This window comes from Paraburkholderia sp. PAMB 6770 (assembly GCF_057748135.1).
Genome location: NZ_CM173238.1, coordinates 2344530 through 2358150 on the forward strand (window position 1 = coordinate 2344530; position 13621 = coordinate 2358150).

At 66.7% G+C, this 13621-nt stretch carries 14 protein-coding genes; 11 read left to right on the forward strand and 3 right to left on the reverse strand.

Annotated elements, in window-relative coordinates:
- Nucleotides 1-63: 63 nt before the first annotated feature.
- The 6 genes from bfr (at nucleotide 64) to AC3AP7_RS10620 (ending at nucleotide 4278) form a co-directional block, all read left to right on the forward strand.
- Complete coding sequence (gene bfr / locus AC3AP7_RS10595) at nucleotides 64-543, forward strand: bacterioferritin (RefSeq protein WP_475763259.1); 480 nt, start codon at nucleotides 64-66, stop codon at nucleotides 541-543.
- Between the two features lie 165 nt (nucleotides 544-708).
- Complete coding sequence (gene murI, locus AC3AP7_RS10600; RefSeq protein ID WP_475767986.1) at nucleotides 709-1521, forward strand: glutamate racemase; 813 nt, start codon at nucleotides 709-711, stop codon at nucleotides 1519-1521.
- Between the two features lie 195 nt (nucleotides 1522-1716).
- Nucleotides 1717-1953 carry a (2Fe-2S)-binding protein gene (locus tag AC3AP7_RS10605; RefSeq protein ID WP_475763257.1) on the forward strand — a complete coding sequence of 79 codons (237 nt, stop codon included), beginning with the start codon at nucleotides 1717-1719 and terminating at the stop codon, nucleotides 1951-1953.
- Nucleotides 1954-2201: 248 nt separating this feature from the next.
- Nucleotides 2202-2999 carry a TonB family protein gene (locus AC3AP7_RS10610; RefSeq protein ID WP_475763255.1) on the forward strand — a complete coding sequence of 266 codons (798 nt, stop codon included), beginning with the start codon at nucleotides 2202-2204 and terminating at the stop codon, nucleotides 2997-2999.
- A gap of 71 nt (nucleotides 3000-3070) precedes the next feature.
- Nucleotides 3071-3805, forward strand: coding sequence for a MotA/TolQ/ExbB proton channel family protein (locus AC3AP7_RS10615; protein WP_475763253.1), 735 nt, complete (start codon nucleotides 3071-3073; stop codon nucleotides 3803-3805).
- Nucleotides 3806-3858: 53 nt separating this feature from the next.
- A complete protein-coding gene (locus tag AC3AP7_RS10620; RefSeq protein WP_475763251.1) occupies nucleotides 3859-4278 on the forward strand; it encodes an ExbD/TolR family protein in 420 nt (139 codons plus the stop codon).
- 464 nt (nucleotides 4279-4742) lie between these two features.
- Here AC3AP7_RS10620 and AC3AP7_RS10625 read toward each other — a convergent pair whose 3' ends face one another.
- Nucleotides 4743-5765, reverse strand: a complete 1023-nt coding sequence (locus AC3AP7_RS10625; RefSeq protein ID WP_475763249.1) for a LysR family transcriptional regulator — start codon at nucleotides 5763-5765, stop codon at nucleotides 4743-4745.
- A gap of 123 nt (nucleotides 5766-5888) precedes the next feature.
- Between AC3AP7_RS10625 and AC3AP7_RS10630 the strand changes: the two genes are divergently transcribed.
- From AC3AP7_RS10630 to hemP, 4 genes are all read left to right on the forward strand, one after another.
- The gene (locus tag AC3AP7_RS10630) at nucleotides 5889-6761 is read left to right on the forward strand and encodes a pirin family protein (protein ID WP_475763247.1); all 873 of its coding nucleotides are present in this window, start codon (nucleotides 5889-5891) and stop codon (nucleotides 6759-6761) included.
- A gap of 113 nt (nucleotides 6762-6874) precedes the next feature.
- The gene (locus tag AC3AP7_RS10635; protein ID WP_475763245.1) at nucleotides 6875-7273 is read left to right on the forward strand and encodes an OsmC family protein; all 399 of its coding nucleotides are present in this window, start codon (nucleotides 6875-6877) and stop codon (nucleotides 7271-7273) included.
- A 66-nt stretch (nucleotides 7274-7339) separates the two neighbouring features.
- On the forward strand, nucleotides 7340-7822 hold the full coding sequence (locus tag AC3AP7_RS10640; RefSeq protein ID WP_475763243.1) for an SRPBCC family protein: 483 nt from the start codon (nucleotides 7340-7342) through the stop codon (nucleotides 7820-7822).
- A 130-nt stretch (nucleotides 7823-7952) separates the two neighbouring features.
- Nucleotides 7953-8177 (forward strand): hemin uptake protein HemP, encoded by a 225-nt coding sequence (gene hemP / locus AC3AP7_RS10645; RefSeq protein WP_475763241.1) that lies wholly within the window; start codon nucleotides 7953-7955, stop codon nucleotides 8175-8177.
- A gap of 222 nt (nucleotides 8178-8399) precedes the next feature.
- Here hemP and uvrB read toward each other — a convergent pair whose 3' ends face one another.
- A complete protein-coding gene (gene uvrB, locus AC3AP7_RS10650) occupies nucleotides 8400-10493 on the reverse strand; it encodes an excinuclease ABC subunit UvrB (RefSeq protein WP_475763239.1) in 2094 nt (697 codons plus the stop codon).
- Between the two features lie 524 nt (nucleotides 10494-11017).
- Here uvrB and AC3AP7_RS10655 point away from each other — a divergent pair.
- On the forward strand, nucleotides 11018-12217 hold the full coding sequence (locus AC3AP7_RS10655) for an amino acid aminotransferase (protein WP_475763237.1): 1200 nt from the start codon (nucleotides 11018-11020) through the stop codon (nucleotides 12215-12217).
- Between the two features lie 161 nt (nucleotides 12218-12378).
- Here AC3AP7_RS10655 and AC3AP7_RS10660 read toward each other — a convergent pair whose 3' ends face one another.
- A complete protein-coding gene (locus AC3AP7_RS10660) occupies nucleotides 12379-13617 on the reverse strand; it encodes a DUF3734 domain-containing protein (protein WP_475763235.1) in 1239 nt (412 codons plus the stop codon).
- Nucleotides 13618-13621 lie beyond the last annotated feature (4 nt).

A 13621-nucleotide genomic window follows, 5' to 3' on the forward strand; every position in this document is an offset into this window, starting at 1 on the left:
CGGACGTTTATTGTTGTGTGCAATCCCTGTTCAAAGCCGCGCGAAGCCGCGAAGGAATTCATCATGCAAGGCGACAAAAAAGTTATCGAATATCTGAACGCCCAGTTGAAGAACGAGCTGACCGCGATCAACCAGTATTTCCTGCATGCCCGGATGTACCGCCACTGGGGCCTCGAAAAGCTGGGCAAGCACGAATACGACGAGTCGATCGGCGAGATGAAACATGCGGACTGGCTGATCGAGCGCATTTTCATGCTGGACGGCCTGCCGAACCTGCAGGACCTGCACAAGCTGCTGATCGGCGAGGAAACGAAGGAAATCCTCGAATGCGATCTGAAGCTCGAGCAGATCTCGCAGTCCACCTGCAAGGAAGCCATCGCTTATTGCGAGTCGGTGCGCGACTTCATCTCGCGTGAAATCTTCGTCAAGATTCTCGACGACACCGAGGAACACATCGACTGGCTCGAAACGCAGCTGGACCTGATCGACAAGGTCGGCATCCAGAACTACCAGCAATCCGGCATGGGACCGGTTGAATCCTGAGCGCGGCGACGCCGCGCTTCACACTGCCCCTGTTCCGGCCAACCCATCCTTCGTCAGCCTGCCACCGTGACCGCCTCCGAACCCGTCGCCTCCGTCGCACGCGTCAGCCCCGTTTCCGCCGCATGCGGCGCCGCCGGACCGGCGGCGGACCGCGCGCCGGTCGGCATCTTCGATTCGGGCCTCGGCGGCCTGTCGGTGCTGCGCGCGGTGCGCACGCTGCTGCCGGCGGAAGCGGTGCTGTACGTCGCGGACTCGCGCTACGCGCCATACGGCGAGCGCGACGACGACTTCATCGCCGACCGCACGCTGACGATCGCGCAGTGGGCGGTCGCGCAGGGCGTGAAGGCGCTCGTCGTGGCCTGCAACACGGCCACCGCGCAATCGATCGCGCTCGTGCGCGAACGGCTGCCGGTCCCGCTGATCGGCGTCGAGCCGGGCGTGAAGCCCGCCGCCGCACAATCGAAGACACGGGTGGCCGGCGTGCTCGCAACCCAGGTGACGCTGCGCAGCGAACGCTTCCAGGGGCTGCTCGAACGCCACTCGGCCGACTGCCGCTTCCTGTGTCAGCCCGGCCACGGGCTGGTGCAGGCGATCGAGCGCTGCGACATCGGCTCGGCGCAACTGCGCGCGCTGCTGCGCAGCTATCTGGAGCCGATGCTGGAGGCCGGCGCGGACACGCTGGTGCTCGGCTGCACCCACTACCCGTTTCTCGACGCGGCGATCCGCGACATCGTCGGCGACCGGATGACGCTGGTCGACACCAGCATCGCCATCGCGCGCCAGCTCGAACGCGTGCTCGACCAGCACGGCCTGCGCGCCGCGCCGGACAGCCTCCCCGGCTTGCCGCGCTTTTACTCGACCAGTGACGGTGCGCACCTGCAGCAGCTCGCCACGACGCTGCTGCAGATCGACGCCCCGGTGCAGCAGGTCGAGATTCCCTCGCGGCGGACCTGCGCGCCGGATTCCCAGGCGGCCTGAACACCCCCGGGCGGCGGGCGGCACGATGGCCAGCGTCCATCGCGCGTCGCCGCCCGCCGCGATCCGACCCCGCGTATCGCGCACACTGCCGGCTAACCGACTGGTTTGACTGAAAAAATTCCGCATCGGCCTCTTGCCAAAGCGCACAAAAATAATGATAATAATTCGCATTAACGTTAGCTCTTGCGTCTCGCCATGATTGTCTGTGTGTGCAAGTCCGTATCCGACCGTACGATCCGCGCCTCGATCGCTCAGGGGGTCGACTCGTTCGACGAGCTTCAGTTCGAGCTTGGCGTAGCGACCTGCTGCGGCAAGTGCGAGGAGTCGGTGCGTGACGTCATGGCGCAAAGCGGCATGTGCGCGAGCCGCTGCGGCGTCGAGCACCGCGGCCATCCGGTGCCGCTTACGTTCTACGAACGCAAGGCGGCCTGAGGCGCGCGCCGCCCCGCCGGCGCCTGCTGCCCGTCCGCGACGTCGCGTCGCGTCCGGCCTCCCCGCTTTTATCCACCGCCGTCAGCAAGCCAGTACCCGTTACCAGCCAGCGACCGCTCACGCTTGACAGGAGCCTGAGATGGAAATGCTGCTTGGTTTCGTCACGACACTGTGCATTTCGCTGCTGATTTTCCGTCCATGAAGCCGCGCCGCCCCACCGCCCATCCCGCCGGCGCGGAGCGACGCTGATGCGCGCCCCCGTTTTCCCTGCGGCCGCGACCTTGGCCGCGCCCGGCGGTACGCCGGCGCGCCGCGCCGATCTGCGGGCCGCGACGATCGCGCTGGTCGCGCTCGCGCACGCCGGCGCGCTGGCCCTGCTGTTGACGATGCGGACGCCTCCCGCGCCTCCGGTCGCATCGCCCGTGCTGAGCGCGGAACTGCTCGCCCCGGATACCGCTGCCCGCCCCGCTGCGCTTCATTCGAGCGCGCCGGCCCAACCGCGCATCGCGCACCCTGTCACGCCGAAGGCTCGGCCTCGTCCGGTGCCGCCCGCACAACCCACGGCTGCGGCCACGACCAAGGCCAAGGCCATGCCCTCCGCCGCTACGCCGACGCCTGAGGCAGCGCCAGACCTCACGCCCGCCCCTGCTGCGACGCCGCACAAGCCGACGGCCGCCGCGCCGCCGGCGCTCGCCTCTGCGCTTGCCGCATCCGCGACAGAGCCTGCGCCTGTGTCGACGCAGACGCCCACGCTCGCGATCGCCGCGCCGAAAGACGTCTCGCATCTCGACTGCGCAATCGCCCGCCCCGATTACCCGCTGATTTCGCGCCGCCGCGGCGAAACCGGCACGGTGGACGTGAGCTTCGTGGTCGGTCTCACCGGCGCGCTCGAACAGATCGCGGTGCGCAAAAGCAGCGGCTACGCGCGTCTGGACGCCGCCGCGCTCGCCGCCGTCAAGGCGAGCACCTGCAAACCGTATCGGGAGAACGGCGTGCCTGTGCGCGCCGCCTACACGCAGCCCTACCAGTTCGGTCTGGACGGTTAGGCCGCGGCGCGCGCCGGGCCGGTCGCGCGAAAGACAAACCGGCTTACGCCCGCTTCGAACAAGGAATAACGATGCAGAACTACGGTTTGGCCCATGTGTGGGCACAAGGGGATGTCGTCACGCGCGGGATCGCGCTCGCACTGCTGGCGATGTCGGTGCTGTCGTGGAGCGTGATCGTCGCCAAGGGCGTACAGGCGATGCGCGTGAAGCGTCTGACGAAAAACGCCGAGCAGGCATTCTGGCATTCGGACGATCTCGCCGACGGCATCGGCCGGCTCGGCGCGGCCGCGGCCACGCCGCAGGACAATCCGTTTCTCGCGCTCGCGCTGTCCGGCCAGCAGGCGGCCGAGCATCATCAGCGGACGCAACCGCATCTGCACGACCGGATGGACGTCTCCGACTGGATCACGCGCTGCCTGAAAGACACGATGGACGACAGCGTCGCGAGCATGCAGAGCGGCCTCGCGATACTCGCGTCGATCGGCAGCGTTGCGCCGTTTGTCGGCCTGTTCGGCACGGTCTGGGGCATCTATCACGCGCTGCTCGCGATCGGCGCGAGCGGCGCAAGCTCGCTCGATCACGTGGCCGGCCCGGTCGGCGAGGCGCTCATCATGACGGCGGCCGGCCTGTTCGTCGCGATCCCGGCGGTGCTCGGCTACAACGCGCTCACGCGCGCGAACAAGGCGCTCGTCGGGAAGCTGAACCGCTTCGCGCACGGTCTGCATGCGCTCTTCGTGACCGGCGCGCAACTCGCGCCGGCGCGCCAGGGCGCGGGGCTGCGCGTCGCGGCCGCGCGCCGCCCCTGACGCATGCCCCTGACCCGCGCCCCTGAGCACGCCCACAGCATAAGGTGTCCACCATGGCCATGAGCCCCTTCGCGAGCGACGATGACGACGCGCTGATGAACGAAATCAACATGACGCCGCTCGTCGATGTCATGTTGGTTCTCCTGATCGTTTTCATGGTCACGCTTCCGGTGATCCGCCACGCGGCACGCATCGACCTGCCGCATGCGAGCAGCCAGCCGCTCGATCCGAAACCCGCGCACGTCGACGTGTCGATTGCCGCGGACGGCGCCGTGCTGTGGGACGGCAAACCGGTCGACGACGCGGCGCTGCGCGCGCGCATCGCGCAGGCAGCGCAGTCGAGTCCGCAGCCGGAGCTGCATCTGAGCGCCGATCGCAAGGTTGCCTACGAAAAGGTCGCCGACGTGATGTCGGCCGCGCAGGCCGCCGGTCTCACGCGGATCGGCTTCGTCACGCAGCCGGATCGCCGCTAGTTGGCGCGCGCAGCGCAACGTGCACGGCGTGCGCCGTGCGCCGTGCGCCGTGTGCCGTGTGCCGCCTGCGCGGATCGCGTTTTGCGCGGCCCAAAGTAAAAGGCCTTCATCGAAAGATGAAGGCCTTTTTTGGTGCGCACTCGGCGCCTTCGGGCGGCACGACCGGATACTCCTCTCGAATGAGCAGCCCCGGTCGCTACATGCGACAGCCGTGGTCGACACGGACAGCGCGAGCGACCCTATCAGGCTCGCTGAAATAGCGGCCATGAAACTTCGCACAGGAAACGCCTTCGCGAAGGGATTTCAATATATCCCCGCCCATCCGCGCATTCAAGCAATTGCCCATTGAAAGTACTGATCGCAGACGGCGCTTAAATGACAAAACGAAATGACACCCGCAAAGCAGCGGTGGCCGCGATGACCGCGATCGCGCTGGCCGCGACGCGCGGCGCTCAGACGGTCGCTCACACGGTCGCGCGCGCGCTCGCCGCAGCAGGCGCGTTGCCGGGCGCGGCGAGCGTGCGCGCCGCGCCCGACCGCTCTTCCGATGCCGGGCATTCGCCCATGATGTGCCGGCCGGTATCCGGATCGAGCATCTCCACCAGGTAATCGACGAACGTGCGCACGGCCGGCACCATCCCCTGACGCGACACGAAGACCGCATACAGTTGCGGCGACGGCAGCGTCCAGCCCGGCATGACCGGCGACAGTTGCCCCGCACGCAGCGCCGCGCCGTACATCATCTCCGGCAGCGCTGCGATGCCCACCCCCGCCAGCACCGCCTCGCGGATCGTCATCAGGTCGGCACTCACCAGCCGCGGCTCGTGTTCGATGGTGTGGCGCGTGCCGTCTGGCGCGCTCAGCTGGAACGCGTGACGGCCGTCGGTGGTCGGCGTATCGAGCGTGTCGAAGCGCGCGAGGTCCGCCGGCTGCAGCGGCGGCGCATTCTGCTGCAGCAGGCTCGGCGCGCCGACCAGCATCTGCTGCGTGCGCCACAGCGGCCGCACGACGATATTGGCGTTTTCCGGCGGATCGGAGCGCACCCGGAGCGCCACGTCGATCGAGTCCTCGTAGAGGTCGACCACGCGGTTGGTCACGCGCATCACGACGCGTACCTCAGGATAGCGGTGCATGAATTCAGGGAGAATCTGCGACAGCAGCGTCTGCGAAATCGTCACGGGCACGCTCACGCGCACCGTGCCGCGCGGCGACGCGCGCAGTTGCTGCACGACGTTGACCGCCGCCTGGGCCTCGGTGAGCATCGCCTGGCAATGCTGGTAGAACAGCTGCCCCGCCTCGGTCAGCGCGAGCTTGCGCGTGGAACGCTGCAGCAGACGCACGCCGAGCGAGGCCTCGAGTTCGGTCAGGCGGCGCGACAGCCGCGACTTCGAGATGCCCAGCACACGTTCGGCAGCAGAAAATCCGCCGTGCTCGACGACCTGCGAGAAGTACATCAGGTCGTTCAGGTTATGCGAATCGATCTTCATCACATCGTTCCACGGATAGAACAATCCATTGCGTGAGGGTGGCTGGCACCCCTAAAAACGGTCCCTATAATAGCCCCATGTTTCAGAAATGACGTTATTCCCGATGTTTCAAGGTGACTTTTGATGAGCTCGACCCGTACGATCGAACGCACGTATCCGGCCGTGCGCACACTTGAAGGCGGTGGTTTCGTGGTCCACCGGCCGTTTCCGACCCGGATGCTGATGGACTTCGACCCGTTCCTGCTGCTCGACGAAATGGGGCCGGTCGACTACGCGCCCGGCGAAGCGAAAGGCGCGCCGGATCACCCGCACCGCGGCTTCGAAACGGTCACCTATGTGCTCGAAGGCCGGTTCGGCCACAAGGATTCGGCGGGCCACGCGGGCACGCTCGGCCCGGGCGACGTGCAGTGGATGACGGCCGGCGCCGGCGTGGTGCACAGCGAGATGCCCGATCCGGACTTCACGAAGAACGGCGGCCGCGTGCACGGGCTGCAGTTGTGGGTCAACCTGCCGCGGCGCGACAAGATGATCGCGCCGCGCTACCAGGAAATCCCGTCTGCGCGGATTCCGGTGGCCACGTCCGCCGACGGCAGCGTGCGCGTGAAGGTGATCGCAGGCGAGGCGCTCGGCGCACACGCGGCGATCGAGACGCGCACGCCGATTCTCTATCAGCATTTCACGCTGCAGCCGGGCGCGCGCATCGAGCATCCGGTGCCGGCCGACTACCGCGTGTTCGCGTATGGGCTCGCCGGTAGCGGCTACTACGGCGCGGAGCGCCGCGTAGCGGCCGCGCAGCAGATGGTGGTATTCGGCAACGACGGCGAGACAGTCACGCTCGCCGCCGGCGACGCGCCGCTCGATGTGCTGCTGCTCGGTGGCGTGCCGCTGAAGGAGCCAGTGGTGCGCTACGGTCCGTTCGTGATGAACACCGAAGACGAGATCCGTCAGGCGGTCGCCGACTATCAGGCCGGACGGATGGGCCGCATCGGACGCTGACGCGGGCGGGCTCAGGCGGCGCGCGGCTGGGCAAATTCGGTCACAATACCGGCTTGGGCCGCGCCGCGCATCGGCGGCGCGGCATCGCCCGTCCCCGTTCAGGAGCCCGCCGCATGGCCGAGTCCACCGTCATTGCCCACACTGGTTCGACGAATTTCCAGGTCCATTTCGACGACGGCAAGCACAGCTGGCTTGCCGACGAGCCGGAATCGCTCGGCGGAGGCGATCGCGGACCGACCCCGGTGGCGCTGCTGCTGTCGAGCCTCGGCGCCTGCACGTCGATCACGCTGAAGATGTACGCGCAGCGCAAGGGCTGGCCGCTCGACGACGTGCGCGTCGCGCTGTCGATCGAAACCGGCAGCGAAGGCTCGACGATCGAGCGGCGCATCACGCTCGAAGGCAATCTGTCGGACGAGCAGCGCGAGCGCCTGCTGCAGATCGCGAATGCGTGCCCGGTCCACAAGATCCTGTCGAATCCGATCGCGATCCGCAGCGGGCTCACGGCCGTCTGACGCACGCCGCAGCATGCCGGTCCGATCCCCTGTCCCCTGTGCACCGCTTGAAAGGAAGGCGTCGTTTTGAATTTCGAACACCTGATCCAGATCAATGACCCGTTGAACCCGCTCGTCGAGACGATGACGCGCGAGCAGTTGTGGGAAGGGCTCGTGCTGCGCGCCGAGCAGCCGCAACTGTTCGTGCTCGGACTCGACAGTTGCACGATCCTGTCGCGCACCGGCCAGACGCTCGAGCGCGAACTGCACTACGGTCAGGTGACGGTGCGCGACCGCGTCACGCTCGAACCGAACGAGCGCGTGCGCTACGACATCCTCGCCACCGAGACGCACGTCGGCGGCTCGCTGACGATGAGCATCGAGCAGCCGGACCCGCTGCAACTGTTTCTGCGCTTCGAGTACAGCACGACGCTGCCGGTCGCGGACAATCAGGATGCGCGCCAGACCCAGGAAATCGTCAAGTCCGCGTATCGCGAATCCGACATCGACACCGTGCGTCTGATCCGGCAGTTCGTGATGGGCCACAACGCATCGGACGGACTGCATTAGAGGCGGGTGGACGGCTGAAGCAGGTCTTGGCCGCTATCGAGAACCAATCTCCGATAGCGACGAGCGATTTGTAAATGCGAATAATTTGCATTTACAATCTATCCATCGACTCAGCCAACGGATGGAATGCATGACCGATCGCACACTCAGCCTCGGCCGCCCGGCGGGCGCGGCGGCCCACCGCCAGCCCGCCTCCGCCGCGCCGGCGGCGCGATCCGAGGAGCGCGCCGCCGGGCCCGCCGCGGTGCGCAGCGAAGCGTTGCTGCAAGGACGCAGCCACATCAGCATCGTGCACAACGGCGAAATCTATCAGTTGCGCGCCACGCGGCTCGGCAAACTGATTCTGACGAAGTAAGGACAACCGTACCGGGTATTGTGGGGACCGCCTCTTCGAGAGGCGTTGGCATTAGCCAGCCACGACGGCTTGCACGCGAGACTAGACCCCTTCGTGCGAACATCATGCCGGCCGTCGCAGCCAGCCAGGCCATTTTTTGCCCGGCGCTTTCTCGGGACGCCCCCGCTCCCGATCGCGCGCGTGCCGGCGCACGGCCGGGCCGTGCGGCGCGCGCATCGCGCGTCAGCCGGCGCCGCTCAGATGGTCGCCGACGTTTGCGCCGAACACCCGCTCGCGCAGCAACGCAAGCGCGTCGCGCGTTTTCGCCGCCTTCTCGAATTCGAGATTTTTCGCGTAGTCCATCATCTGCTTTTCGAGGCGCTTGATTTCCTTCGCCAGCTGCTTCTCGGACATGTCCTCGAACCTGGCGCGCTCCTGCTGCTCCTTCAGTTCCGCGCGCGCCTCGTCTACGTTGTAGACACCGTCGATGATGTCCTTGATGCGCTTGGTCACGCCGCGCGGCGTGATGCCATGCTGCGCGTTGAAGGCAATCTGCTTCGCGCGGCGGCGCTCCGTTTCGTCGATCGCGCGGCGCATCGAATCGGTCACGCGGTCCGCGTACAGAATGGCCTTGCCGTTCACGTTGCGTGCGGCACGGCCGATTGTCTGGATCAGCGAGCGCTCGGCGCGCAGGAAACCTTCCTTGTCGGAGTCGAGAATCGCCACCAGCGACACCTCCGGGATGTCGAGCCCCTCGCGCAACAGGTTGATGCCGACCAGCACGTCGAACGTGCCCAAACGCAGGTCGCGGATGATCTCGACCCGCTCGACCGTATCGATGTCGCTGTGCAGATAGCGCACCTTCACGCCGTGATCGGCGAGAAACTCGGTCAGCTGCTCGGCCATCCGCTTGGTCAGCACGGTGACGAGCACGCGCTCGCCCGCCTTCACCCGCTCGTTGATTTCGCCGAGCACGTCGTCGACCTGGCTGCGCGCCGGGCGCACCTCGATCTCCGGGTCGACGAGACCGGTGGGCCGCACGAGCTGCTCGGCGACCTGTCCGGAGGTCTTGCGCTCATAGTCGGCGGGCGTTGCCGACACGTAGATGACCTGGCGCATCTTGCGCTCGAACTCGTTGAACTTCAGCGGCCGGTTATCGAGCGCCGACGGCAGCCGGAACCCGTAATTGACGAGATTTTCCTTGCGCGCGCGGTCGCCGTTGTACATGCCGTTCAACTGGCCGATCAGCACGTGCGACTCGTCGAGCAGCATCAGCGCATCGCCCGGCAGGTAGTCGACGAGCGTCGGCGGCGGCTCGCCGGGCGCCGCGCCCGAGAAGTGCCGCGAATAGTTCTCGATGCCCTTGCAGAAGCCCAGTTCCTGCAGCATTTCGAGGTCGAAGCGGGTGCGCTGTTCGAGGCGCTGCGCTTCGACCAGCTTGCCGTCGCCATAGAAGAACTCGAGCCGCTCGCGCAACTCCGCCTTGATGGTTTCGACCGCGCGCATCACGGTCTCGCGCGGCGTGACGTAGTGCGACGACGGATAGACGGTGAAACGCGGAATTTTCTGCCGCACGCGGCCGGTCAGCGGATCGAACAGCTGCAGCGATTCGACCTCGTCGTCGAACAGCTCGACGCGCACCGCCATTTCCGCGTGCTCGGCCGGGAAGATGTCGATCGTGTCGCCGCGCACCCGGAACGCACCGCGCTGGAACTCGGTTTCGTTGCGGTCGTACTGCATCGCGATGAGCCGCGCAATGATGTCGCGCTGACCGATCCGGTCGCCGCTGCGCAGGGTGAGAATCATCTGATGGTATTCGGACGGATTGCCGATACCGTAAATCGCCGACACGGTTGCAACGATCACCACGTCGCGCCGCTCCATCAGGCTCTTGGTTGCCGACAGCCGCATCTGCTCGATGTGCTCGTTGATCGACGAGTCTTTCTCGATGAACAGGTCGCGCTGCGGCACATACGCTTCCGGCTGGTAGTAGTCGTAGTACGAAACGAAGTACTCGACCGCATTGCGCGGAAAAAATTCGCGAAATTCCGAGTAGAGCTGTGCGGCGAGCGTCTTGTTCGGCGCGAACACGATGGCCGGGCGGCCGAGCCGGGCAATCGTGTTGGCCATCGTGAAGGTCTTGCCCGATCCCGTCACCCCGAGCAGGGTCTGAAACGACAGGCCGTCGTGCACGCCCTCGACCAGCGTGTCGATCGCGCCGGGCTGGTCGCCCGCCGGCGCATAAGGCTGGTAGAGCCGGAAGGGCGAATCGTCGAACGTGACGAACCGCGACTCGTCGAGCGCGTCGTTGACTTCGGTCAGGTGGTGTTCGGACATGGATGCGGCGTCGGCGCCTGGGCAAAAGACCATTCTAGCCGGTTGCGGCGGCACGGGCTGCGCGCATGCGGGAACCGCGCCGGGCGTGGCGCGGCACAGGGCGGCCGCTACGACGCGCGGGTGCGGGTGCGGGTGCGGGTGCGGGTGCGGGTGCGGGTGCGGGTGCGGGTGCGGGTGCGGGTGCGGGTGCGGGTGCGGGTGCGGGTGCGGGCAGCGTACCGGCGATGCTGCGTTACAGCAAGGGAGCCGGCCTGCCCGGCACGGCCGCTCCACGAGGCCGGTGCACGACGGATCGCAGGCGCGCCGCCCCGCATGCGTTGTGGCGCGCGCCCAAGGCGCCAGCACGCTGTTTTTCAAGCAGATCGTGCCGCGCCGCGGCCGAACGGAGCCGAAAAAAGCGCCCGGATTCGTTACAATGACACGTTGTGCTCGCGGCGGCTGACTGCCGTGCGGACGGAGCGCCGTCCGCACCGGGTCGCCGTCCCGCCTGCCGCCGTATTTTTTTCCACTACTGCCGAACCATCATGTCTCTGTTCTCCGCCGTCGAACTTGCTCCTCGCGACCCGATCCTGGGCCTGAACGAAGCTTTCAACGCCGATACCCGTCCCACCAAGGTCAACCTCGGTGTCGGCGTGTACTTCAACGAAGAAGGCAAGATTCCGCTGCTGCGCGCCGTGCGCGATGCGGAAAAGGCGCGCGTCGAGGCAGGACTGCCGCGCGGCTATCTGCCGATCGAAGGGATTGCCGCGTACGACGCGGCGGTGCAGAAGCTGCTGCTGGGCAACGAATCGCCGCTGATCGCCGCCGGCCGCGTCGTCACCGCGCAGGCGCTGGGCGGCACGGGTGCGCTGAAAATCGGCGCGGACTTCCTGAAGCGCCTGAACCCCGCCTCCCGGGTCGCGATCAGCGATCCGAGCTGGGAAAACCACCGGGCGCTGTTCGAAGCCGCCGGCTTCGAAGTCGTGTCGTATCCGTACTATGACGCGAACACGAACGGCGTGAATTTCGACGGCATGCTCGCCGCGCTGAACGGCTACGCGCCGGGCACCGTCGTCGTGCTGCACGCGTGCTGCCACAACCCCACCGGCGTGGATCTGACCGCGGCCCAATGGAAGCAGGTCGTCGAGGTCGTGAAGGCGCGCGAACTGGTGCCGTTCCTCGACATCGCCTACCAGGGCTTCGGCGAAAACATCGAAGCGGACGCCGCTGCGGTGCGCCTGTTCGCCGATGCCGAGCTGAACGTGTTCGTATCGTCGTCGTTCTCGAAGTCGTTCTCGCTGTACGGCGAGCGGGTCGGCGCGCTGTCGATCATCACCGGCAGCAAGGACGAAGCCGCGCGCGTGCTGTCGCAGTTGAAGCGCGTGATCCGCACCAACTATTCGAACCCGCCGACACACGGCGGCTCGGTGGTGGCGGCCGTGCTGGGTTCGCCCGAACTGCGCGCCACGTGGGAAGCGGAACTGGGCGAAATGCGCGACCGCATCCGCGCGATGCGCCATGGCCTCGTCGAACGTCTGAAAGCGAACGGCGTCGCGCGCGATTTCAGCTTCGTGAACGCACAACGCGGCATGTTCTCGTACTCGGGCCTGAGCGCGCAGCAAGTGGACCGCCTGCGCGACGAGTTCGGCATCTACGCGGTCAGCACGGGCCGTATCTGCGTCGCCGCGTTGAACACGCGCAACATCGACGCGGTCGCCAGCGCGATTGCGCAGGTTCTGAAGTAACGTCCTGAGGCTACGGCGGAGCAGCCCGTCCTGAACGGGCTTGCCGGCGAACCTTCGAGCCGGCGGCAAGGCAACCTTCAGAGGTGGCCCGCCTGCCAGAAGAAACGGCGCCCCGCGGGGCGCCGTTTTCACGACTGCGAGGTGTGTCGGGCGCTTGCGTCTCAGCGGACATCCCGGTGAATGTCGTGCGTGACGAACCCGGCATCGTTCTGCGGCAACTCGAGCCAGCCCGGCTGCGCGAGGGACGCCCGAATATCCTGCAAGCCGCTTTCCCAGTGCTCGCGCATCGTGGACAGGCCGAACTGGTAGTCCTTGAAGTTGCCCTCGTATTCCTTCTCGCGGTAGATCAGATGAATCACGTTGTAGCGCTTCGAGCAGGACAGTTCGTCGGCAAGCTTGCACCAGGGGTCGTCGCGATGCTCGGGCGCGACCCGATCGAGCACTTCGCGCAGCACGTGCCTGAAACGCTGCGACCGCTGCAGCATGTCGGTGACGAGGCGCGTGCGGCTGGAGTACTGGATGTCCTTCATGCGGCCCTGCACGTCGGTAAGATTGTCCGGCACCGGACCGACCGCACTCCACAGGTCCACCTGAAACGCAAGCGTGTCGCGCCGCGGCGAAGTCTGGACAACCTCGTAGAGCGGCGTGTTGGACATCAGGCCGCCGTCCCAGAAGTACTCTCCGTCGATTTCCGTCGCGCCGAAACCGGGCGGCAGCGCACCGGATGCGATGAAATGCTCGGGCCGCAGCGTCGTGTGCGTGTTGTCGAAGTACACGAAGTTGCCGGTGCCGACATTCACCGCACCGACCGACACGCGCGTCTCGCCGGAATTGATCCGGTCAAAGTCGCATAGCCGCTCGAGTGTGGCTTTGAGCGGCGTCGTATCGTAGTAGCTCGCTTCTTGCGGCGACACCGACATGGCCGGGAGCGGAGGCGGAAACCGCGGTACGAAAAAGCCCTTTTGCCCCTGCATGATCGCGCCGGTCGCCTGCAGCGCCGTCAACGCCTTGCGCACCGGTTCGGCCGAATTGAACAGCGTGTCTTCGACGAAGCCCGGCATCGGCAAGCCGAGCGCCGGCTGGCAGATCGTGTTCCAGAATTCGAGCAACCGCGCGACGCGATGCTCGGGCGCGTTGCCGGCGATGATGGCGGTATTGAGCGCGCCGATCGAGATGCCCGCGATCCAGTTCGGCTGGATGCCGGCTTCCGCCAGCCCCTGGTAGACGCCCGCCTGATAGGCGCCGAGCGCCCCGCCGCCCTGCAGCATGAGCGCGACGGTTTCGTACTGGGACACGCCGTGCAGCGCGCGCGCCTGATGCCCGGCCGCTGCGCCGGCGCGCTCGCCGTCCCCGTCGCCGGCCGCGTCGATGCGCGCCCGCTTGACATTGCGTTGGGCCATGTCC